Origin of the sequence: Leisingera sp. ANG-M7 (assembly GCF_000813965.1) — a bacterium.
Taxonomy (GTDB): domain Bacteria; phylum Pseudomonadota; class Alphaproteobacteria; order Rhodobacterales; family Rhodobacteraceae; genus Leisingera.
Map to the genome: position 1 here is coordinate 59,663 of NZ_JWLI01000006.1, position 17,611 is coordinate 77,273.

At 61.6% G+C, this 17,611-nt stretch carries 21 protein-coding genes; 7 read left to right on the forward strand and 14 right to left on the reverse strand.

The window, feature by feature from the left end:
* Nucleotides 1-42: 42 nt before the first annotated feature.
* From RA26_RS07735 to RA26_RS07750, 4 genes are all read right to left on the reverse strand, one after another.
* Nucleotides 43-513, reverse strand: a complete 471-nt coding sequence (locus RA26_RS07735) for a DUF302 domain-containing protein (protein ID WP_039182287.1) — start codon at nucleotides 511-513, stop codon at nucleotides 43-45.
* 85 nt (nucleotides 514-598) lie between these two features.
* On the reverse strand, nucleotides 599-2,632 hold the full coding sequence (locus tag RA26_RS07740; RefSeq protein WP_039182290.1) for a PhoX family protein: 2,034 nt from the start codon (nucleotides 2,630-2,632) through the stop codon (nucleotides 599-601).
* Between the two features lie 81 nt (nucleotides 2,633-2,713).
* Nucleotides 2,714-3,052: an ArsR/SmtB family transcription factor gene (locus RA26_RS07745; RefSeq protein WP_039182294.1), complete on the reverse strand. Its 339-nt coding sequence runs from the start codon at nucleotides 3,050-3,052 to the stop codon at nucleotides 2,714-2,716.
* 195 nt (nucleotides 3,053-3,247) lie between these two features.
* Complete coding sequence (locus RA26_RS07750; protein ID WP_039182297.1) at nucleotides 3,248-4,255, reverse strand: GlxA family transcriptional regulator; 1,008 nt, start codon at nucleotides 4,253-4,255, stop codon at nucleotides 3,248-3,250.
* 251 nt (nucleotides 4,256-4,506) lie between these two features.
* Between RA26_RS07750 and RA26_RS07755 the strand changes: the two genes are divergently transcribed.
* The 6 genes from RA26_RS07755 to RA26_RS07780 all read left to right on the forward strand — a co-directional run bounded on the left by RA26_RS07755 (nucleotide 4,507) and on the right by RA26_RS07780 (nucleotide 8,348).
* Nucleotides 4,507-5,139, forward strand: a complete 633-nt coding sequence (locus RA26_RS07755; protein WP_039182299.1) for an ATP-dependent Clp protease proteolytic subunit — start codon at nucleotides 4,507-4,509, stop codon at nucleotides 5,137-5,139.
* Between the two features lie 150 nt (nucleotides 5,140-5,289).
* Nucleotides 5,290-6,558 (forward strand): ATP-dependent Clp protease ATP-binding subunit ClpX, encoded by a 1,269-nt coding sequence (gene clpX, locus RA26_RS07760; protein ID WP_039182301.1) that lies wholly within the window; start codon nucleotides 5,290-5,292, stop codon nucleotides 6,556-6,558.
* A 66-nt stretch (nucleotides 6,559-6,624) separates the two neighbouring features.
* Nucleotides 6,625-6,990 carry a RidA family protein gene (locus RA26_RS07765; protein WP_039182303.1) on the forward strand — a complete coding sequence of 122 codons (366 nt, stop codon included), beginning with the start codon at nucleotides 6,625-6,627 and terminating at the stop codon, nucleotides 6,988-6,990.
* A 134-nt stretch (nucleotides 6,991-7,124) separates the two neighbouring features.
* A complete protein-coding gene (locus RA26_RS07770) occupies nucleotides 7,125-7,511 on the forward strand; it encodes an NADH:ubiquinone oxidoreductase subunit NDUFA12 (RefSeq protein ID WP_039182305.1) in 387 nt (128 codons plus the stop codon).
* A 25-nt stretch (nucleotides 7,512-7,536) separates the two neighbouring features.
* Entirely contained in the window at nucleotides 7,537-7,989 is a 453-nt protein-coding gene (gene mlaD / locus RA26_RS07775) for an outer membrane lipid asymmetry maintenance protein MlaD (RefSeq protein ID WP_039182307.1), read from the forward strand.
* On the forward strand, nucleotides 7,986-8,348 hold the full coding sequence (locus RA26_RS07780; protein WP_039182309.1) for a DUF2155 domain-containing protein: 363 nt from the start codon (nucleotides 7,986-7,988) through the stop codon (nucleotides 8,346-8,348). Before mlaD ends, RA26_RS07780 begins: the two co-directional genes overlap by 4 nt.
* Here the strand turns inward: RA26_RS07780 and aat are convergent.
* The 4 genes from aat to RA26_RS07800 all read right to left on the reverse strand — a co-directional run bounded on the left by aat (nucleotide 8,312) and on the right by RA26_RS07800 (nucleotide 11,572).
* Nucleotides 8,312-8,944: a leucyl/phenylalanyl-tRNA--protein transferase gene (gene aat / locus RA26_RS07785; RefSeq protein WP_039182311.1), complete on the reverse strand. Its 633-nt coding sequence runs from the start codon at nucleotides 8,942-8,944 to the stop codon at nucleotides 8,312-8,314. The genes RA26_RS07780 and aat overlap by 37 nt on opposite strands.
* Before the next feature lie 75 nt (nucleotides 8,945-9,019).
* Entirely contained in the window at nucleotides 9,020-10,369 is a 1,350-nt protein-coding gene (gene accC, locus RA26_RS07790; protein ID WP_039182314.1) for an acetyl-CoA carboxylase biotin carboxylase subunit, read from the reverse strand.
* Between the two features lie 9 nt (nucleotides 10,370-10,378).
* Nucleotides 10,379-10,879: an acetyl-CoA carboxylase biotin carboxyl carrier protein gene (gene accB / locus RA26_RS07795; RefSeq protein WP_039183337.1), complete on the reverse strand. Its 501-nt coding sequence runs from the start codon at nucleotides 10,877-10,879 to the stop codon at nucleotides 10,379-10,381.
* A gap of 156 nt (nucleotides 10,880-11,035) precedes the next feature.
* A complete protein-coding gene (locus RA26_RS07800; protein WP_039182318.1) occupies nucleotides 11,036-11,572 on the reverse strand; it encodes a PAS and helix-turn-helix domain-containing protein in 537 nt (178 codons plus the stop codon).
* A gap of 97 nt (nucleotides 11,573-11,669) precedes the next feature.
* Between RA26_RS07800 and RA26_RS07805 the strand changes: the two genes are divergently transcribed.
* A complete protein-coding gene (locus RA26_RS07805) occupies nucleotides 11,670-13,166 on the forward strand; it encodes a class I adenylate-forming enzyme family protein (RefSeq protein WP_039182320.1) in 1,497 nt (498 codons plus the stop codon).
* A 7-nt stretch (nucleotides 13,167-13,173) separates the two neighbouring features.
* On the opposite strand, the gene RA26_RS07810 is transcribed toward RA26_RS07805, so the two are convergent.
* From RA26_RS07810 to RA26_RS07835, 6 genes are all read right to left on the reverse strand, one after another.
* Nucleotides 13,174-13,722, reverse strand: coding sequence for a helix-turn-helix transcriptional regulator (locus RA26_RS07810; RefSeq protein ID WP_039182323.1), 549 nt, complete (start codon nucleotides 13,720-13,722; stop codon nucleotides 13,174-13,176).
* Entirely contained in the window at nucleotides 13,719-14,261 is a 543-nt protein-coding gene (locus RA26_RS07815) for a cytochrome b/b6 domain-containing protein (RefSeq protein WP_039182326.1), read from the reverse strand. Before RA26_RS07815 ends, RA26_RS07810 begins: the two co-directional genes overlap by 4 nt.
* A gap of 65 nt (nucleotides 14,262-14,326) precedes the next feature.
* Nucleotides 14,327-14,593 carry a PepSY domain-containing protein gene (locus RA26_RS07820; protein ID WP_039182329.1) on the reverse strand — a complete coding sequence of 89 codons (267 nt, stop codon included), beginning with the start codon at nucleotides 14,591-14,593 and terminating at the stop codon, nucleotides 14,327-14,329.
* A gap of 274 nt (nucleotides 14,594-14,867) precedes the next feature.
* Complete coding sequence (locus RA26_RS07825) at nucleotides 14,868-15,623, reverse strand: ABC transporter ATP-binding protein (RefSeq protein ID WP_019295845.1); 756 nt, start codon at nucleotides 15,621-15,623, stop codon at nucleotides 14,868-14,870.
* A 12-nt stretch (nucleotides 15,624-15,635) separates the two neighbouring features.
* Nucleotides 15,636-16,391 (reverse strand): ABC transporter ATP-binding protein, encoded by a 756-nt coding sequence (locus tag RA26_RS07830; RefSeq protein WP_039182332.1) that lies wholly within the window; start codon nucleotides 16,389-16,391, stop codon nucleotides 15,636-15,638.
* 12 nt (nucleotides 16,392-16,403) lie between these two features.
* Complete coding sequence (locus RA26_RS07835) at nucleotides 16,404-17,609, reverse strand: branched-chain amino acid ABC transporter permease (RefSeq protein WP_039182335.1); 1,206 nt, start codon at nucleotides 17,607-17,609, stop codon at nucleotides 16,404-16,406.
* Nucleotides 17,610-17,611: the final 2 nt, after the last annotated feature.

The following is a 17,611-nucleotide window of genomic DNA, read 5'->3' on the forward strand; positions in this document are numbered from 1 at the left end:
AAATGGTGGGTCTTGGGTATTTGCGACCAGAAAAAGTAGGGGTTACTTCTGCGCCTGTTCAGCGATCAGCGCAAACCGTCTGTCGAGCTGGCCGGCCAGGGCCGCGAGGCCTGCACCGCCCTCATCCGCATATGGTGCAAAGACATGGGAGGGCAGTTTATAGGAAAGCGTGGCGGTGCCGTCCGCGTTTTCGGTCACATACATCCGCACGGGGGCCTCGATCATCGCTGCGGTCGACAGGGCGAGGATCTTGACGGCAAAGTCATTGTTGAAAAGGCCGATCACGCGGTTGCCTGGGATGGTAATGCCGCGGGCGGCGGCGGCCTGGGTCGGGCCTGCCTGGGTTACGACGCCAAGACCTTGCGCCTTGGAAGCGGTTTTGATGTCTGAAATCAGCTGCTCGAAGGGCTTGGGAGTATCATGCACGGCCCAGCCCTCGCGCGGGGTGATGCTGCCAGCGGAGGCAGTTGCGGCGGTGAGGAGCAGGGCGGCAGTCAGGCGTTTGAAAAACATGGGGTTCTCCGTTGCGTCAGTGCCAATACTAAATGCAGCGGAGCGGCTTTGAGGCTCACAATTGCGTGCAGCAGGCGCGCGGGGATCAGGTTGCGATCCTGCCGCCGCCCTGTTTGGTGATCACGACCACCGAGGGGCGTGGCGGCATGGCGGGATCGAAATCCGGCCAGCGGGTGGCCGGGTCCTCGAAGGTGGACTCACGTTCAAAGCCCTTCAGGCTGGTGGTGCCGTCGGTTCCGGGGTGCTGCACCGCCAGAAACAGGGTTTCATTGTCCGGGGTGAAGTATGGGCCGCAAAGCTCTGCCCCCACGGGACAGCGGAAGAACAGTTTGGAGTGGCCGCGCAAATCCCCTTCGGTCTCCACGCCGTAAAGCCCGTCGGACTTGCCTGTCTTGTCCCACTTGCGGCCCTGGTCGGTGGCGACCCACAGGCGGCCCCCGGCGTCTGTTGCGCAATTGTCGGGGGAGGCGAACCAGCCGTGTTCCGAGGTTTCCGGGTTCCACTGGGCGCCGACTTCGGCAATCGCGGGGTCTCCGCATTGCACCAGGATGGACCAGCTGCCGCGGGTAGCGGCGTGGTCGCCGCCGTCCTCCTTCAGCTCGATGATATGGCCGAAGTCCGAGCCTGGCCGCGGATTGGCGGCATCGGTCTGGCCGGGTTTGCGTCTGGAGTTGTTGGTCAGCATCACAAAGGCGGTGCCGTCGCCGCGGGGGGAGACGTCTTCGGGGCGGTCCATCGGCGTCGCGCCCAGTGCATCCGCCGCCAGGCGGGCATCAATCAGCACATCCGCCTGGCTGGCAAAGCCGTTTTCTGCCGTCAGCGGGCCGTGGCCGTGCTCCAGCGGCAGCCAGAGCAGGGTGCCGTCCGGGTTAAACCGAGCCGCATAGAGCGTGCCGTCGGAGAGAAGCCGGGAGTCGGCGGCGCGATCCTGCGAAACCGATCCGCGGGAGACGTATTTGTAAAGATATTCGAAACGGGCATCGTCGCCCATGTAGATCACCACGCGTCCGTCGGCGGACAGGGTGCTTTCCGCGCCCTCATGCGCAAACCGGCCAAGCGCGGTGTGCTTCTCCGGCACGGAGTGCGGGTCCAGCGGATCAACCTCAACAACCCAGCCGAAGCGGTTCACTTCATTGGGTTCTTTATCGATGTTAAGACGGTCGTGGTATTTGCCCCAAGCATACCACATGGAAGGCACGTTGTAGCGGCGCATCTGAACGGCTTCCGGCTGGCCTGAAAGATCGGGCTCGCCTCCGGCGTCGAGTTGACCGGTCCAGAAATAGCCGTGAAAGTTCTCCTCTGCCATCAGCCAGGTGCCCCACGGGGTCATTCCGCCGGCGCAGTTGTTCAGGGTGCCAATGACCTGGCGGCCTGTTGGATCCGCTCCGGTCTGAAGCCGCGGGTGGCCGGCTGCGGGGCCGTCAATGGCCATCACCGTGTCCAGCGGCGAGATGCGGCGGTTCAGCTTTCCGTCGCGGACAACGGCCCATTTGCTATCCGGGTTCCGGGCTATCTCCACCACGGAGCCGCCATGGGCAGCCATTTCAATCTCCGTCAGTTCCCTGGTCATGTCGGCAAAATCTGCCTTGTCCTGGCGGCCCAGGCCGGGGAACATCACCTCTTCGTTGGTGTATTCGTGGTTCACGCACAACAGCCCGCGGGTACCTTCGGCGTTCAGGGGTAGGAAGCCGACATAATCGTTGTTGTAGCCGAACTGCTGCAGTTGGGCTGCGGCGCTCTGGTTCCTCACGTCAAACTCGGGCGCATCTGCGGTGATGGGATCGCCCCAGCGCAGCAGGATGTCCGCGTCATAGCCGGCCGCAACATGGTGGGTTTCGTCGTTGCCCCAAGCAAGTTCGTCAAAGACGTAGCGGTCTTGCGCGCCTGAGACCGCCGCCGCAGCTTGCCGGGACCCGATGAAGGCGGCAGAACCGAAGAGGGTGGCGGCGGCGGAAGTGCCAAGCAGCGCTTGCAGCACCTCGCGGCGGCCGTAGCGGGAGGCGATCACCTCCCCGATGGTACGCTGAAGATTTGGGTTCGAAGGAAGATCATCCGCGGCTTCAAAGGCTTCCGCCTTATTGCCGGTTCGCGGGTCATTTATGATCTGCCTGCGGTTCATTGATGCGCTCCGGTTGATGTGCCGCGCGGGGCAGCTAGCGCGGTTTCGCCGGACTGCAGAGTATTGCGCGGCCCGGTGGCGTCAATCGCCGTCGTTGCAGAAAATGTCGTAAACTACTTCCAGAACGCGGCGGGCTTTATCGTCTGCCAGACGATAGTAGATCGCCTTGCCGTCGCGGCGCGGAATGACCAGCCCTTCCAGGCGCAAGCGGGAGAGCTGCTGCGAGACGGCAGCCTGGCGGGCGGACAGCAGTTGCTCAAGTTCTGTCACGGATTTTTCGCCAGAGACCAGATGGCACAGGATCATCAGCCGTCCCTGGTGGCTGATCGCCTTTAGGAAACTGGAAGCTTTGATAGCGTTTGCGACCATTTGCTCCTTCTGTTCCGGATCCATTTCAGCTGAAAACTCGGGTAGTGGCATCTTGCGTCTCCAGGTGGCACCGGGGCGCCTTCCTCCCTTATTGAAACCGGCGCAGACAGCGGAATTGCGCAGTCCGTGCGTATTATCAACAGAATTTTTTAAGAGCGCTTAACAGAACTTCCCGGAACGGCCAAAAGAAAAGTTACCAATTTGGTACTTGTGAAATGAGCACCTGTCCATCCGGCAGAGATCCGGTCAGCTCCAGCCTTTGCGGAAGAAATGCGGGGAGGCGCCGAATTTGCGCTTGAACTGGCGCGAGAAATGCGTTGCCGAGTTGAAGCCGGAGGCCAGCGCGATTTCGGTGACGCTCATCGAGGTTTCGTTCATCAGCGCAAAAGCATGGCTGAGGCGCATGTCGAAGTAGACGTGCATCGGGCTCTGGTTCAGATAACGCGAGAACAGCCGTTCCAGCTGGCGGCGGGAGATGTCCAGCCGGTCGCAGAGGTCGCCGATCGACAGCGGCTCCTCGATCGATTCCTGCATCAGTTGCAGGGCGTTCAGCAAGCGCTGGTTGCGGCTGCCGATGGCCACCGCATAGTTCGATTTCTGCGGTGCCGCCTGGCCGCCGGAGCGCACATGCAGGCACATGTCGGCGACGATGATCGCCAGCTGCTTGCCGTGGCGCTCCTCGATCAGGTGCAGCATCATGTCGGTTGCCGCGTTGCCGCCTCCGCAGGTCATCAGCGGCCCGGAGATCTCAAAGATATTGGGGGAGGGCTCCAGGCTCGGGTAGCTTTCCAGGAACCCCGGCTGGTTTTCCCAGTGCAGGGTGAACTTGTGGTTCTTGATCAGCCCGGCCTGGGCCAGCGCAAAGGCGCCGGTGCAGATGCCGCCGATGGAGCGGCCAAACCGGCTTTCCCGGCGCAGCCAGTTCAGGGTGACCTCGCTGGCAGCCGCGTGGGGCTCAACCCCGGCGCAGACAAATCCCATCGAATCCGAGGGCAGCGGCTGCAATTGGGTGTCCGGTGTCACCACCATGCCGTTGGAACAGCGCACCGGCTGGCCGTCCTCTGTCATGATGTACCAGCGGTACAGCCGGGTTCCGGTCACCTGGTTGGCAATGCGCAGGGGCTCGATGGCGGCGGCCACCGGCAGCATCGTCGCCTTCGGCAGCAGCAGGAAATAGAAATCCAGCGGCTCGCCCTCGAACGGAATGGCGAGATTGGCAGCGGCGCCTTTCTGAACGAAGCTGTCATCGGACATAGCGGGACCCCAGCGCGGCACCCGGTGAAAACGCCGGGCGGAATTCGGACTTGATTTTGCTTCCTAAGGTGCTGGTGCCGTCGGCAGCCGGAAAATAGCGACAGCGCTCCAGCGGATTGCGACACCACATGCAGGTTTGCGTCACCGGGAAAATGCCCGCCGCCTCTTGCAGGTCAAAAGGGGCGATACTAAGACTCGGGTAACACACTGTCGGGTATGGTGCCGGACATAAACAACGCAGGCAGGTTGCAATGATTGATCCCAGAGAAACATACATGAACACCCTGGTCCCGATGGTGGTTGAGCAGACCAGCCGGGGCGAGCGGGCCTATGACATCTTTTCCCGCCTTCTGAAGGAACGGATCATCTTCCTGAACGGTCCGGTGCATGACGGGATGAGCTCGCTGATCGTGGCGCAGCTCTTGCACCTTGAGGCGGAAAACCCGTCCAAGGAAATCTCCATGTACATTAACAGCCCCGGCGGCGTGGTGACCTCCGGCCTGTCGATCTATGACACCATGCAGTACATCAAGCCCAAGGTCTCGACCCTGGTGATCGGCCAAGCGGCCTCGATGGGCTCGCTGCTGCTGACCGCTGGTGAGCCGGGCATGCGTTTCAGTCTGCCGAACTCCCGCGTGATGGTGCACCAGCCCTCCGGCGGCTTCCAGGGTCAGGCGACCGACATCATGATTCACGCCGAGGAAACCCTGAAGCTGAAGAAGCGCCTGAACGAGATCTACGTCAAGCACACCGGCCAGGATTACGACACCATCGTCGACGCACTGGAGCGCGACAACTTCATGTCGCCGGAAGAGGCCAAGGAATTCGGTCTGATCGACGAAATCGTTGAGAACCGCGCCAAGGGTGATGACGAGCAGGCCTGACGCCTGAGCTTGTGAACAGCCGTGTGCCCCGGCGGTTAAGATGGGGCGCACTTTCACATTGTGGCGGCCTAAGCACTGGCTTAAGCTGGCCAAAAGAGGAAATGCCCCGCAGTGCGGGCGCAGCGGACCGGGCGGACTGAAAGGTAGACCATGGCGACGAATTCAGGCGGCGACAGCAAGAACACCCTCTACTGCAGCTTCTGCGGCAAGAGCCAGCACGAAGTGCGTAAGCTGATCGCAGGCCCCACCGTGTTCATTTGCGATGAATGCGTTGAACTGTGCATGGATATCATCCGTGAAGAGACAAAAGCATCCGGGCTGAAGGCCACCGACGGCGTGCCGACGCCCAAGGATATCTGCCAGGTGCTGGATGATTACGTGATCGGCCAGGCCACCGCCAAGCGGGTGCTGTCGGTTGCGGTGCATAACCACTACAAGCGTCTGAACCATGCTCAGAAGGCGGGCTCGGACATCGAACTGGCAAAATCCAACATCCTGCTGATCGGCCCCACCGGCTGCGGCAAGACATTGCTGGCGCAGACGCTGGCACGGATTCTGGATGTGCCCTTCACCATGGCGGATGCGACCACGCTGACCGAGGCTGGTTATGTGGGCGAGGATGTCGAGAATATTATCCTGAAGCTGCTGCAGGCGTCGGAATACAACGTCGAGCGCGCGCAGCGCGGCATCGTTTATATCGACGAGGTCGACAAGATCACCCGCAAGTCGGAAAACCCCTCGATCACCCGCGACGTGTCGGGCGAGGGCGTGCAGCAGGCACTGCTGAAGCTGATGGAAGGCACCGTGGCGAGTGTGCCGCCGCAGGGCGGGCGCAAGCATCCGCAGCAGGAATTCCTGCAGGTGGACACCACCAACATCCTGTTCATCTGCGGCGGCGCCTTTGCCGGCCTCGACAAGATCATTGCGCAGCGCGGCAAGGGTTCTGCGATGGGCTTTGGCGCCGATGTGCGCGACAATGATGAGCGCGGCGTTGGTGAGATCTTCAAGGATCTGGAGCCGGAAGACCTGCTGAAATTCGGCCTGATCCCGGAATTCGTCGGCCGTCTGCCGGTTCTGGCTACGCTGGAAGATCTGGACGAGGATGCGCTGGTCACCATTCTGACCTTGCCGAAGAACGCTCTGGTCAAGCAGTACCAGCGTCTGTTCGAGCTGGAAGACACTGAGCTGGACTTCACCGAGGAAGCGCTGAGCGCGATTGCCAAGAAGGCAATCGAACGCAAGACCGGCGCCCGTGGCCTGCGCTCGATCATGGAGGACATCCTTCTGGATACCATGTTCGACCTGCCGGGCATGGACAGCGTCACCAAGGTGGTCGTGAACGAGGAGGCAGTGACCTCTGACGCGCAGCCGCTGATGATCCACGCGGATGCCGAGAAAGAGCCGGCGTCAGCGGGCTGATAGGCGGAAGGTTCTGATAGAGCGGCGCGGTCATTTCCGCGCCGCTTTCATGTTGAGGAGAGAAAAATGATCAAACGGATTTCCTCGGGCGGTGAGTTCGAGGCGAAGATCGGATATTGCCGCGCTGTCGTTGCTGGCGGTTTCGTTCACGTGGCCGGAACGGTCGGGCAGGGGGACGACGTGGTGGCCCAGTGCAAATCGGCGCTGGACACCATTAGCGCGGCTCTGGAAAAGGCTGGTGCCAGCTTTGCCGATGCGGTGCGGGTGAACTACTACCTGCCGGATGCGGCCGAGTTCGAGCCCTGCTGGCCCATTCTGGCAGAAACCTTTGGCGCCAACCCGCCAGCGGCCACAATGGTGGAATGCAATCTGATCGATCCCAAGTTCCGGATCGAGATCGAATTGACCGCGCTGGCGCCTGCTGAGGGCTGACGGGGCCGGCGCTGCAACCGCCGCTGAGGCAAATCTGCCAAATCCCGCCAAGTCACATGCAGCCCAAGGCGCAAGCCACTGGACCTTGGCGGGAAATTGGGCCATATCGAAGTCGGAAAAATCCGGAGGCACCCATGGGAATCCTGAACACTCTATTGCGCGCTGTGACCTGGTGGAACGGGTCCACCCTGAACACCCGGATCTTCACCGCCCGCAAAGGCATCAAGGTGGGTGAGGATGACCAGGGCAACGTGTTCTACCGCAATGCGGACGACAGCAAGCGCTGGGTGATGTTCAACGGCGAAGTGGAAGCCTCCCGCATCAGCCCCGATTGGCACGGCTGGCTGCACCGCACCTTTGACGAGGTGCCGAGCGAAAAGCCGCTGAAGCACAAGGCCTGGGAAAAGCCGCATCAGGAAAACCTGACCGGCACCATGATGGCCTATGCCCCGGCGGGGTCGATCCGCGCAGGCGGCGAGCCGAAAGAGCGCCGCGATTACGAGGCCTGGGTGCCCGAATAAACACATCTGCCAAAAGGCTGATTTCATGTCCCATAATCCTACTGAAGTATTTGCTGGCGGCATCGTGCTGGCGGCGGCCATCGGTTTTGCGGTTTATGCGGGTCAGGCGGCCGGCCTGTCGCGCGGCGGCTCTACCTATGATCTGACAGCGTCTTTCCGTTCGCTGGAAGGCGTCAGCGTTGGTACCGATGTGCGGCTGGCCGGAGTCAAGATCGGCACCGTCACCGGTGTTGACCTCAATCCGGAAACCTTCCGCGCCGATACTGTGTTCTCGGTCAAGGACGGCATTGAAGTTCCGGACGACAGCGCAGTGGTGATTTCCTCCGAAGGCCTGCTCGGCGGCAACTTCGTTGAGATCATGCCCGGCGGCTCTCCTTTTGCCTTTGAGCCGGGCGATGAGATCGAGGACACCCAAGGCGCGGTCAGCCTGATTTCGCTCTTGGTGAAATTCGTGGCAGGCGGCGGGGAAGAGTCTTGAGGCGTCTTGCAGCAGTATTGACGGCTGCCCTGCTGGCGCTCCCAGCCTTGGCGCAGGAGCAGGCCACCCAAGGGACGGCGGCGGTGCTGCGGGCGCTGGACAAGGTCAACGGGCATTCCTTGGATGCGGAGGTCGCCATTGGCGCCAGCACCGAGATGTTCGGCCTTCTGGTGACCGTCCGGGACTGCCGCTATCCGGCGGATAACCCGACAGGGGACGCCTTTGCCTATTTGTCAGTGCAGGATCCCAAGAACGGTGCTGAGCATTTCCAGGGTTGGATGATCGCATCCAGCCCGGCGTTGAATGCGCTGGACCACAATCGTTACGATGTCTGGGTCATTCGCTGTAAAAGCAGCTGAGGCTCTGGTACCGGCGGAAATGCAAAATCAGCATCCTTGTCCAAGGCCTCGCGCAATAGCGCGCGGTAGCGAGCACGGGTGACCTCGACCCCGCCCAGCGACGCCAGATGCGGGGTCAGGAACTGGGTGTCGCATAAGGTGAAGCCCGCTTGCACCAGCCGGTCCGTCAGATAAGCCAGTGCCACCTTTGAGGCATCGCGGCGGCGGGAGAACATGCTTTCGCCGAAGAACGCACCACCTAGCGAAACGCCGTAGGTCCCGCCCGCCAGCGTTCCCTGATGCCAGACCTCCACTGAGTGGGCGTTGCCCATCAGGTGCAATTCCAGGTAGCGGTCGCGGATTTCACTGTTGATCCAGGTTTCAACCCGGTCGGCACAGCCGTCCACCACCCCAGCAAAATCGCGGTTCACAGTGATTTCGAAGCCGCCGTTGCGGATGCGCTTGGCCAAAGAGCGGGAGATACGGAAGCCGTCCAGGGGCAGAATTCCGCGCCGCTTGGGATCAACCCAGAACACTTCGGGGTCGTCGCGGTGCTCGGCCATCGGGAAAACACCGGCGGAATAGGCGTGCAGCAAGAGATCGGCAGTCAGGCTCATGATGCCGCCAGTATAAAGGGGAAAGGCAGGGAAAAGTAAAACGGGGCGCAACCTGATGGTGCGCCCCGCAGGATTTTAACCCGGTGTGTTCTCTTCCAGCCAGCGTTCCAGCCAGTGGATGCCGTAATCGCCGGTGTGGATGTCCTGCTCTTGCAGGAGCGCGTGGAAAAGCGGCACGGTGGTGTCGATGCCGTCGATGATCAGCTCGCCAAGCGCGCGGTTCAGGCGCGCCAGCGCCTCGGTCCGGTCGCGGCCGTGCACGATCAGCTTACCAATCAGCGAGTCGTAGTAGGGCGGGATTGAGTAGCCGTCATAAAGCGCCGAATCCATCCGCACACCCAGACCGCCGGGGGCGTGGTACTGGGTAATCTTGCCCGGGCAGGGCGAGAAGTTCGGCAGTTTCTCGGCGTTGATCCGCACCTCGATGGCGTGGCCGTTGATCTCCAGGTCTTCCTGGGTGAAAGACATCGGCAGGCCTTCGGCAACCCGGATCTGCTCGCGCACCAGGTCGACGCCGAAGATGGCCTCGGTAACCGGGTGCTCCACCTGCAGGCGGGTGTTCATCTCGATGAAGTAGAACTCGCCGTCTTCATAGAGGAACTCGACGGTGCCGGCGCCCGAATAGCCCATCTTGCCGATGGCGTCGGCGCAGATTTTGCCGATGCGGGCGCGTTCTTCCGGGGTGATGCAGGGGCCGGGGGCCTCCTCGAAGACCTTCTGGTGGCGGCGCTGCAGGGAGCAGTCGCGTTCGGCCAGATGGATGCCGGTACCCTTGCCGTCGCCAAAGACCTGAACCTCGATATGACGCGGTTTCTGGAGGTACTTCTCCATATAGACTTCGTCATTGCCAAAGGCGGCCTTAGCCTCGGAGCGGGCGGTGGAGAAGGCCGAGACCAGTTCTTTCTCGTCCTTGGCCACCTTCATGCCGCGGCCGCCGCCGCCGGCGGTGGCCTTGATGATCACCGGGTAGCCCATGTCCATGGCGGCCTTCTTGGCTGCCGCAATATCAGGCACGCCGCCTTCAGAACCGGGGACAACCGGGATGCCGAGGTTCTTGGCGGTTTCCTTGGCGGTGATCTTGTCGCCCATGATGCGGATATGCGCTGCCGACGGACCGATGAAGGTCAGGCCGTGGTCTTCGATGATCTGCACGAAATTGGCGTTTTCCGACAGGAAGCCGTAGCCCGGGTGAATCGCCTGGGCGCCGGTGATCTCGCAAGCGGAGATGATGGCCGGGATCGACAGGTAGCTTTGGGTGCCGGAGGGCGGGCCGATGCAGACCGATTCATCGGCCATGCGGACATGCATCGCGTCGGCATCAGCAGTGGAGTGCACCGCGACGGACTTGATGCCCATCTCGCGGCAGGCACGGATCACGCGCAGGGCGATCTCGCCGCGGTTGGCAATCAGGATCTTGTCAAACATGGCAGATCCTTACTCGATGATGGCCAGGGGGGTTCCGAATTCAACGGCGGCGCCGTCTTCGACCAGGATGCGCTTCACGGTGCCGGATTTGGGCGCCGGGATGTGGTTCATGGTCTTCATGGCTTCGACGATCAGCAGGGTGTCGCCTTCGCTGATCTGCTGGCCGACGGAAATGAAGGCCGCTGCGCCGGGTTCCGGTGCCAGATAGACAGTGCCGACCATCGGCGAGGTCACGGCGCCAGGATGGCTGGCCGGATCGTCGCTTGCAGCTGCGGGGGCAGCAGTTGCAGGTGCGGCAGCGGCAGCAATCGGCGCGGGGGCGGCAGCGGCAGGCACTTGAACCTGCACCGGTGCGGCAGCCATTGCGGTCTGGCGCGAAACGCGCACGTTCAGGCTGTCGTCGTCGCCATAGTCGCGTTTGACCTGCAGCTCGGTCAGGTCGTTTTCGCGCAGCAACTCCGCCAGCGCCTTGATGAATGCCACGTCAGCTTCGTGAGATTTGTTTGTCATTTTGTCCTCAGCCAATTCCGACAGGCCCGCCGGATGGGCGGGCAGGAAATTAGGGCGCTTATAGGGCAAGGATTACCGCAAGGAAAGCACTCCTGAACTGCGGTGTAACATGAGGTCTATGGCACGGATTCGCAATTGCCTGCGGGAATTTCCTGGTCAGAGGGGCATCCCGGTCAGTTTGGCCACCAGCTCCGGCAGTTTGCGGGCGCCGAATTTTTGCAAGAGATGCGCGCGGTGGCTCTCCACAGTCCGGTAGGATAGATCCAGCTGCTTGCCGATTTCTTTGGCCGACAGCCCCTTGCAGGTGAGGATCGCGACCTCCCGCTCGCGCGGGGTGAGGGAGACCACGGGCCGGTCGTCGGAGATATCGGCAAAGGACCAGATGCCGGTCTGAAACGGTGCCTCAGGCGTTACGGAACGGCCGCGCACCCGGCACCAGAACAAGCCGCCCGCCCGTCGGCGCATAATCCGTTCGTCGCTGTAGCTGCCGCTTTGCGCTTCGGGCTGCTGCAAAAGGGCACCAATGCGGTTGAAGTCTTCCTGGCTGGGGTAAAGCTCAGCAACCAGCATTCCGGTGTAGTCGACGGGAGCGCCGCCAAATGTCGCCGCGAATTGCAGATTGCACCGGATGATGACGCGGCGTTCCAGAACGGCAAGGCCCACAGGGGCATGGTCAAAGGCAAGATCGTTCATATGGTATTCTTACGCAGGTGTTTTTTTGCGGAATTGAAGGGCTTTGCCCTTGCGTGCCAGTTTCCGGCCGCAACGGCAAGCCGGGGAGGCAATTGAGATGAACATAGCGGTGTGGCTGGCGAGGATGGCTGCGGCAGAGGGCGCGCAGCCGGCGTTGTTTCTGGGCCAGGAGCTTGTGGCGGATTATGCCGGATTCCATGCGCGTGCGGCATCACTTGCGGGCTGGCTGCGGTCGCAGGGCATTGTACAAGGCGACCGGGTTGGAATCTTCATGAAGAACTGCCCGGACTACCTGATCGCGCTCTACGGCATCTGGTATGCCGGGGCGGCTGCGGTGCCGATCAATGCCAAGCTGCATGGCAAGGAAGCCGAGTTCATTCTGCAGAATTCCGGTGCAGGGCTGGTGTTTACCTCACCTGGCCTGACTGAGGCGGTTCAAGAGACCGAGGCCGTGGTGCGCTGCGTGGACATTATCGGCGCGGACTATGCCGCCGCGTTGCAGGCTGAACAGGTGGCGGAACCCGCGCAGCGCCTGCCGGAAGACCTGGCTTGGCTGTTCTACACCTCGGGCACGACCGGACGGCCCAAGGGGGTGATGATCACCCACCGGATGCTGATGAATATGGCCATCGCCTACTTCGCGGACGTGGATCAAGTGAGCGCGGAGGATCACGCGCTGTACGCGGCGCCGATGAGCCATGGCGCTGGAATCTATGCCATCCAGCATGTTCTGGCAGGTGCGCGGCATGTCTGCCCGGTGTCCGGCGGTTTTTACGAGGCGGAGATCTTTGATCTTGCCGCGCATTTCGGGCGGGTCCACATGTTTGCCGCACCAACGATGGTCACGCGCATGACCTCAGAAGCCAAGCGGCTGGGACGCAAGGGCGAGGGTTTGCGCACGGTCGTCTATGCCGGCGGGCCGATGTATGTGGCCGACATCATTGAGGCGGTGGAGCAATTCGGTCCGGTCTTTGTGCAGGTCTACGGGCAGGGTGAATGCCCGATGGCAATCACCGCGCTGCCGCGTAATGACGTGCAGGACCGTTCGCATCCGCGCTGGAAAGAGCGGCTGGCCAGCGTCGGCAAGGCGCAGAGCGCGGTGGAGGTGCGGATTGGTACGCCGGAGGGCGCGTTCCTGCCAGTCGGGAGCCATGGCGAGATCATGGTGCGCGGTGACGCGGTGATGCCCGGGTACTGGCAGAACGCAGACGCGACGGCCAAGACGCTGGTCAACGGCTGGCTGATGACAGGCGACATGGGGGTACTGGATGCGGACGGCTACCTGACCTTGCAGGACCGCTCCAAGGACATGATCATCACCGGCGGCTCCAACGTTTACCCGCGCGAGGTGGAGGAGGTGCTGCTGATGCATCCGCAGGTGCGTGAGGTATCGGTGGTGGGACGTGCCCATACGGACTGGGGAGAGGAAGTGGTGGCCTTTGTTGTGGGCGACGCGCCGGATGCGGAACTGGACGATCTCTGCAACGGCCAGATTGCGCGGTTTAAACGCCCCAAGGCGTATTTGCGTATCGAAGCCTTGCCCAAGAACAACTATGGCAAGGTGCTGAAAACGGAACTCCGGAAGATGGTCTGAATGCGGATCAGGCCGGGCGGGCGGCAGCGACTTCGCGGCGGTCAGCCTGACGCTGTCCCATCATGGTGTCGATCAGGAGGCTCATCAGTTCTGCACGGTTAGCAGTGCCGGACTTGCGGTAGATCGCATTCAATTGAGCCTTGATGGTGCCTTCGGCACTGCCGCGCATAGCGGCGATCTCAGCGGTGCTGAGCCCCTTGACCAGAAAGGTTGCGACGTCCAGCTCTGCCGGTGTCAGTCCCCAGACAGCAAATTCTGCGTCGATCACCTCCTGCACCGCAGCTTGCGCGGAGGTCAGGCTTTCCTCCAGATGCGCTTTGCGGCGCAGCAGCCACATCAGGATACGGGTCTCGATCACGATGGCTGCCGCCAGCGCCAGCGCCGCCAGCCCCTCGATATAGGCGTGCGGGCCTTCGCCTTGCTCAGCTTCTGCGGCTTCCATGCCGGAGAGATCAGCAATCATATCGCCCAGAAACACCGCCGCGCAGAGGGCCTGCACGGCGATGACGGCAATCAGGATCCAGGGTTTGGCCGGGTCTTGCCGGTTTGGGTTCATGGCGCAGGCTCCGCGTCGGTCTCAGGCAGTTCTTTGTAGCCAGTGACCATCGCACGCGCCAGATTGACTTTGGTCCGGCGGCTTTCGAACAGCACGGCGGCCACATGCAGGACAACCGAGAGTTCCGCCCAGGAAACCAGCGCTTCATGCAGGTCTTCCGGCCAGCCGATACCCTGAAACGCAGGTGACGCCGCCATCCAGCCGGTGAGCGCCACCGCTAGCAGTGTCAGCAGCAGGTTGTAGATCATCAAGGCACCCAAGGGGCTGTGTCCTTTGTGATAGCGCACCCGCCCTGTGGCGATATCGGTCAGTTGACCGGCTGCGGCACTGGGATCAGGCGGGAAGCTGGAGAAGCGGGCATAGCGGCTGCCGGCCAGTCCCCAGATCACTCGCAGCCCCACCAGTGCCGCGATGAAGTAGCCAAGGTAGTGGTGAAGGGAGCCGTCCGGATCGGTCAGCAGCGCGTTGGCGAGAAAACCGCCTGCCAGCAGCCAGTGAAACGACCGTACCAGCGGATCCCAGATGTATGCTTTTTGCATGTCAGTCTCCTGTTGATCCCGGATGCGGAGGCAGGTGCATCCGGGAACCATGTCTGTGTCGGCGATTAGTCGTCTTCGCGGTCTTCTTCGGTCTTCAACACTTCGAACTGGTCATTCAGGTGGACCTCGTATTCCTTACCATCCTTGGTCGCTTCGGCCTCGTACATGCCGTCTTCGGCTTCAATTTCGGTGACCTCAAAGCCTTGGCCGGCCAGCAGGTCGCGGATTTTGGTTTCAGCTTCAGTGCTGATGGTGCCTTCAGAGGCAAAAGCCGCCGCCGCAGGAAGGGTAAGGGCAAGGGCAAGGGCGAGAAGCTTCAGGGAATTACGCATGTCAGGATCCTTTCCGAGTTGTGTCAATTGCCGCACCGGACTGGCGCAGGCTGTGGCATCGACATCGGGAGCAGGGCGGACGTGCTGAATAGGCGGGAGGTTGGAAAGGGACGGAAAACCGCTGCCTATACCCGGAGTTTATGTGGCAAATGGGGATGTTTGGTTGCCTTGAAGCGCAAAAAAAAGGAGGCCAGCCCCAAACAGAGCCGGCCTCAGTGACCCTGTGCCGGCATATGGTTGGCCGGCACGGCGGAGATGAATTCTTGGGTTCGGTTCAGATCGCCAGGTATTCGGCGCGCAGCTCCTCGTTTTCCAGGACCTCGGCGGCGGTGCCGTCAAAGACGATGCCCCCGGTATCGAGGATCACCGCACGGTCCGCCAGTTCCAGGGCGCGGACCGCATTCTGCTCGACAATGATGGTTGTCATGCCCTGTTCCTTGATGTGGATGAGGGTCTTTTCAATCTCGTCCACGATTACCGGAGCGAGGCCTTCGTAGGGTTCGTCAAGGAGCAGCACCTTGATGTCGCGGGCCAGCGCGCGGGCAATCGCCAGCATCTGCTGTTCGCCGCCCGAAAGCGTCACACCCTCCTGTTTGCGGCGCTCGCCAAGGCGCGGGAACAGGTCGTAGAGACGCTCCAGCGACCAGCCGATGGGTGGGGCGATCTGGGCCAGTTGCAGGTTTTCCTCGACCGTCAGGCCGGGGATGATACGGCGGTCTTCGGGTACCAAACCCAGCCCGGCTGCAGCGGCCTCGTGCGAGGCCATGTTGTGCAACGGTTTGTGGTCCAGCCAGATCTCGCCGCGGGTCACCATGGGTGAGCCGGTGCGGGCGATCGACCGCAGCGTTGACGTCTTGCCTGCACCGTTGCGGCCCAGAAGGGCAAGGATCTCGCCCTCATGAACGTTGAAGCTGATGCCTTGCACGATGTAGCTCTCGCCGTAATAGGCGTGCACATCCCAGACCGACAGAAAAGCCGGTGCGGTGGTGGCCACATTGGCGTTCTTGGAGAAATCGGGTTTCACATTCATGGTGTTTCTCCTTTACGCGCTTTCGCCCAGGTATGCTTCGCGCACCTTGGGGTTGCCGCGGATGTTCTGCGGATCGTCCTCGACCAGCGGGGTGCCTTGCGCCAGCACAGTGATCCGGTTGGCGAGGCTGAACACCACGTGCATGTCGTGCTCGATGATTGCGATGGTGATGTCGCGTTCATCCGAGATCTGTTTCAGAAGGTCGATCGTATTGTTGGTGTCGGCCCGCGCCATGCCCGCTGTCGGTTCATCCAGCAGCAGCAAACGGGGTTCCTGTGACAAGCACATGCCGATCTCCAGCCGCCGTTTGTCGCCGCGGGACATGGCAGCGGCGTGCATGTGCCGCTTGTCCGCCATGTTCATCTCTTCCAGCATGTGCTCTGCCTTTTGCAGGATGTCCTTCTGCCGCAGAACTGAGGACAGGGCGTTTAGTTCAAACGCGCCGTCGCGCTTGGCAAAGCAGGGGATCATCATGTTCTCCAGCACCGTCAGGTCGCCGAAAATCTCTGGCGTCTGGAACACGCGGGAAATGCCCATCTGGTTGATTTCATAAGGCGCGCGGCCCAGCACCGACTGGCCGTCGAACATGACCGAGCCTGTGTCGGGGATCAGCTTGCCCACCAAGCAGTTCAGAAGGGTGGACTTGCCTGCGCCGTTCGGGCCGATGATTGCATGGACCGAGTTTTCCTGAACGCTGAGGTTCACGTTCGAGAGCGCCTGCAGGCCGCCGAACCGCTTCCCCACGTCTTTGACTTCAAGGATACCCATTGTTTTGTCTCCTTATTCCGCGGGGTTGGTTTCGCCGGCAGCCTTGCCGCCGTCTTTCGACTTGCGGCGGCTGAGCCAGCCCTTGATCCGCTGGCCGCCTTCAACCAGGCCGCCGGGCAGGAAGATCACCACAAGCATGAACAGGATGCCGAGGGTCAGGTGCCAGCCCTTGCCGATGAAGGGGTGGATGATGAAGACAACGGCATCCTCCATTCCGTCGGGCAGGAAGCTGAACCAGGTGTGCAGCACGTTGTCGTTGATCTTGGAGAAGATGTTCTCAAAGTATTTGATGAAGCCGGCGCCTAGCACCGGGCCGATCAGCGTGCCGGCACCGCCGAGGATGGTCATCAGAACCACCTCGCCGGAGGCGGTCCACTGCATCCGCTCAGCGCCCGCCAGCGGGTCCATGGAGGCCATCAGCCCGCCTGCAAGCCCCGCATACATGCCGGAGATCACGAAAGCAGCCAGGGTGTAGGGACGGGTATTGAGGCCGGTGTAGTTCATCCGCTGCTGGTTCGACTTCACCGCCCGCAGCATCATGCCGAAGGGAGAGCGGAAGATGCGGATCGACAGGTAGAAGGCAGCCAGCATGATCAAAGCACACAGGTAGTAGCCCGCATTGAACTGGAAGGCCCAGGGGCCGACGGCCATCTCGAAGGTGGAGCGCATTTCCAGGCCGAACAGGTTGGTTACCGGGATCGAGCCGTCCGCAGTGGCAGAGACGCCCAGGATGCGGGGGTCTTCCAGCGTCAGCTGCAGGCCGGTTTCGCCATTTGTGATCGGCGTCAGCACCGAATAGGCGAGGTTGAAGGACATCTGCGCAAAGGCCAGCGTCAGGATCGAGAAGTAGATGCCCGAGCGGCGCAGGGATACGAAGCCGATGAGCAGCGCAAACAGGCCCGCAACGATGACCGACAGCACAATTGCCGGGATCACGTTCATGCCGATCAGCTTGAACATCCAGACTGCGGAGTAGGAGCCGACCCCCAGGAAGGCCGCATGGCCGAAGGACAGGTAGCCGGTGAGGCCGAAGAGGATATTAAATCCGATGGCAAAAATCCCGAAAATCACGAACCGCTGCATCAGGTCCGGATAGCCCGCGTTGAACTGCGCCAGGGCGCTGTCTGTCGGGAACGGATTCAGGATGAAGGGCGCAAGCAGCGCAAGGCAGGCGACGATGATCAGCTTTGAAGTGTCTTTTTTGTCCAGTCCGAACATGT

Excerpts from the sequence above, each read along its gene's own strand:
- RA26_RS07735 (WP_039182287.1), bottom strand. The coding sequence starts at position 513 with ATGTTTTTCAAACGCCTGACTGCCGCCCTGCTCCTCACCGCCGCAACT.
- RA26_RS07740 (WP_039182290.1), bottom strand. The coding sequence starts at position 2,632 with ATGAACCGCAGGCAGATCATAAATGACCCGCGAACCGGCAATAAGGCG.
- RA26_RS07745 (WP_039182294.1), bottom strand. The coding sequence starts at position 3,052 with ATGCCACTACCCGAGTTTTCAGCTGAAATGGATCCGGAACAGAAGGAG.
- RA26_RS07750 (WP_039182297.1), bottom strand. The coding sequence starts at position 4,255 with ATGTCCGATGACAGCTTCGTTCAGAAAGGCGCCGCTGCCAATCTCGCC.
- RA26_RS07755 (WP_039182299.1), top strand. The coding sequence starts at position 4,507 with ATGATTGATCCCAGAGAAACATACATGAACACCCTGGTCCCGATGGTG.
- clpX (WP_039182301.1), top strand. The coding sequence starts at position 5,290 with ATGGCGACGAATTCAGGCGGCGACAGCAAGAACACCCTCTACTGCAGC.
- RA26_RS07765 (WP_039182303.1), top strand. The coding sequence starts at position 6,625 with ATGATCAAACGGATTTCCTCGGGCGGTGAGTTCGAGGCGAAGATCGGA.
- RA26_RS07770 (WP_039182305.1), top strand. The coding sequence starts at position 7,125 with ATGGGAATCCTGAACACTCTATTGCGCGCTGTGACCTGGTGGAACGGG.
- mlaD (WP_039182307.1), top strand. The coding sequence starts at position 7,537 with ATGTCCCATAATCCTACTGAAGTATTTGCTGGCGGCATCGTGCTGGCG.
- aat (WP_039182311.1), bottom strand. The coding sequence starts at position 8,944 with ATGAGCCTGACTGCCGATCTCTTGCTGCACGCCTATTCCGCCGGTGTT.
- accC (WP_039182314.1), bottom strand. The coding sequence starts at position 10,369 with ATGTTTGACAAGATCCTGATTGCCAACCGCGGCGAGATCGCCCTGCGC.
- accB (WP_039183337.1), bottom strand. The coding sequence starts at position 10,879 with ATGACAAACAAATCTCACGAAGCTGACGTGGCATTCATCAAGGCGCTG.
- RA26_RS07800 (WP_039182318.1), bottom strand. The coding sequence starts at position 11,572 with ATGAACGATCTTGCCTTTGACCATGCCCCTGTGGGCCTTGCCGTTCTG.
- RA26_RS07805 (WP_039182320.1), top strand. The coding sequence starts at position 11,670 with ATGAACATAGCGGTGTGGCTGGCGAGGATGGCTGCGGCAGAGGGCGCG.
- RA26_RS07810 (WP_039182323.1), bottom strand. The coding sequence starts at position 13,722 with ATGAACCCAAACCGGCAAGACCCGGCCAAACCCTGGATCCTGATTGCC.
- RA26_RS07815 (WP_039182326.1), bottom strand. The coding sequence starts at position 14,261 with ATGCAAAAAGCATACATCTGGGATCCGCTGGTACGGTCGTTTCACTGG.
- RA26_RS07820 (WP_039182329.1), bottom strand. The coding sequence starts at position 14,593 with ATGCGTAATTCCCTGAAGCTTCTCGCCCTTGCCCTTGCCCTTACCCTT.
- RA26_RS07825 (WP_019295845.1), bottom strand. The coding sequence starts at position 15,623 with ATGAATGTGAAACCCGATTTCTCCAAGAACGCCAATGTGGCCACCACC.
- RA26_RS07830 (WP_039182332.1), bottom strand. The coding sequence starts at position 16,391 with ATGGGTATCCTTGAAGTCAAAGACGTGGGGAAGCGGTTCGGCGGCCTG.
- RA26_RS07835 (WP_039182335.1), bottom strand. The coding sequence starts at position 17,609 with ATGTTCGGACTGGACAAAAAAGACACTTCAAAGCTGATCATCGTCGCC.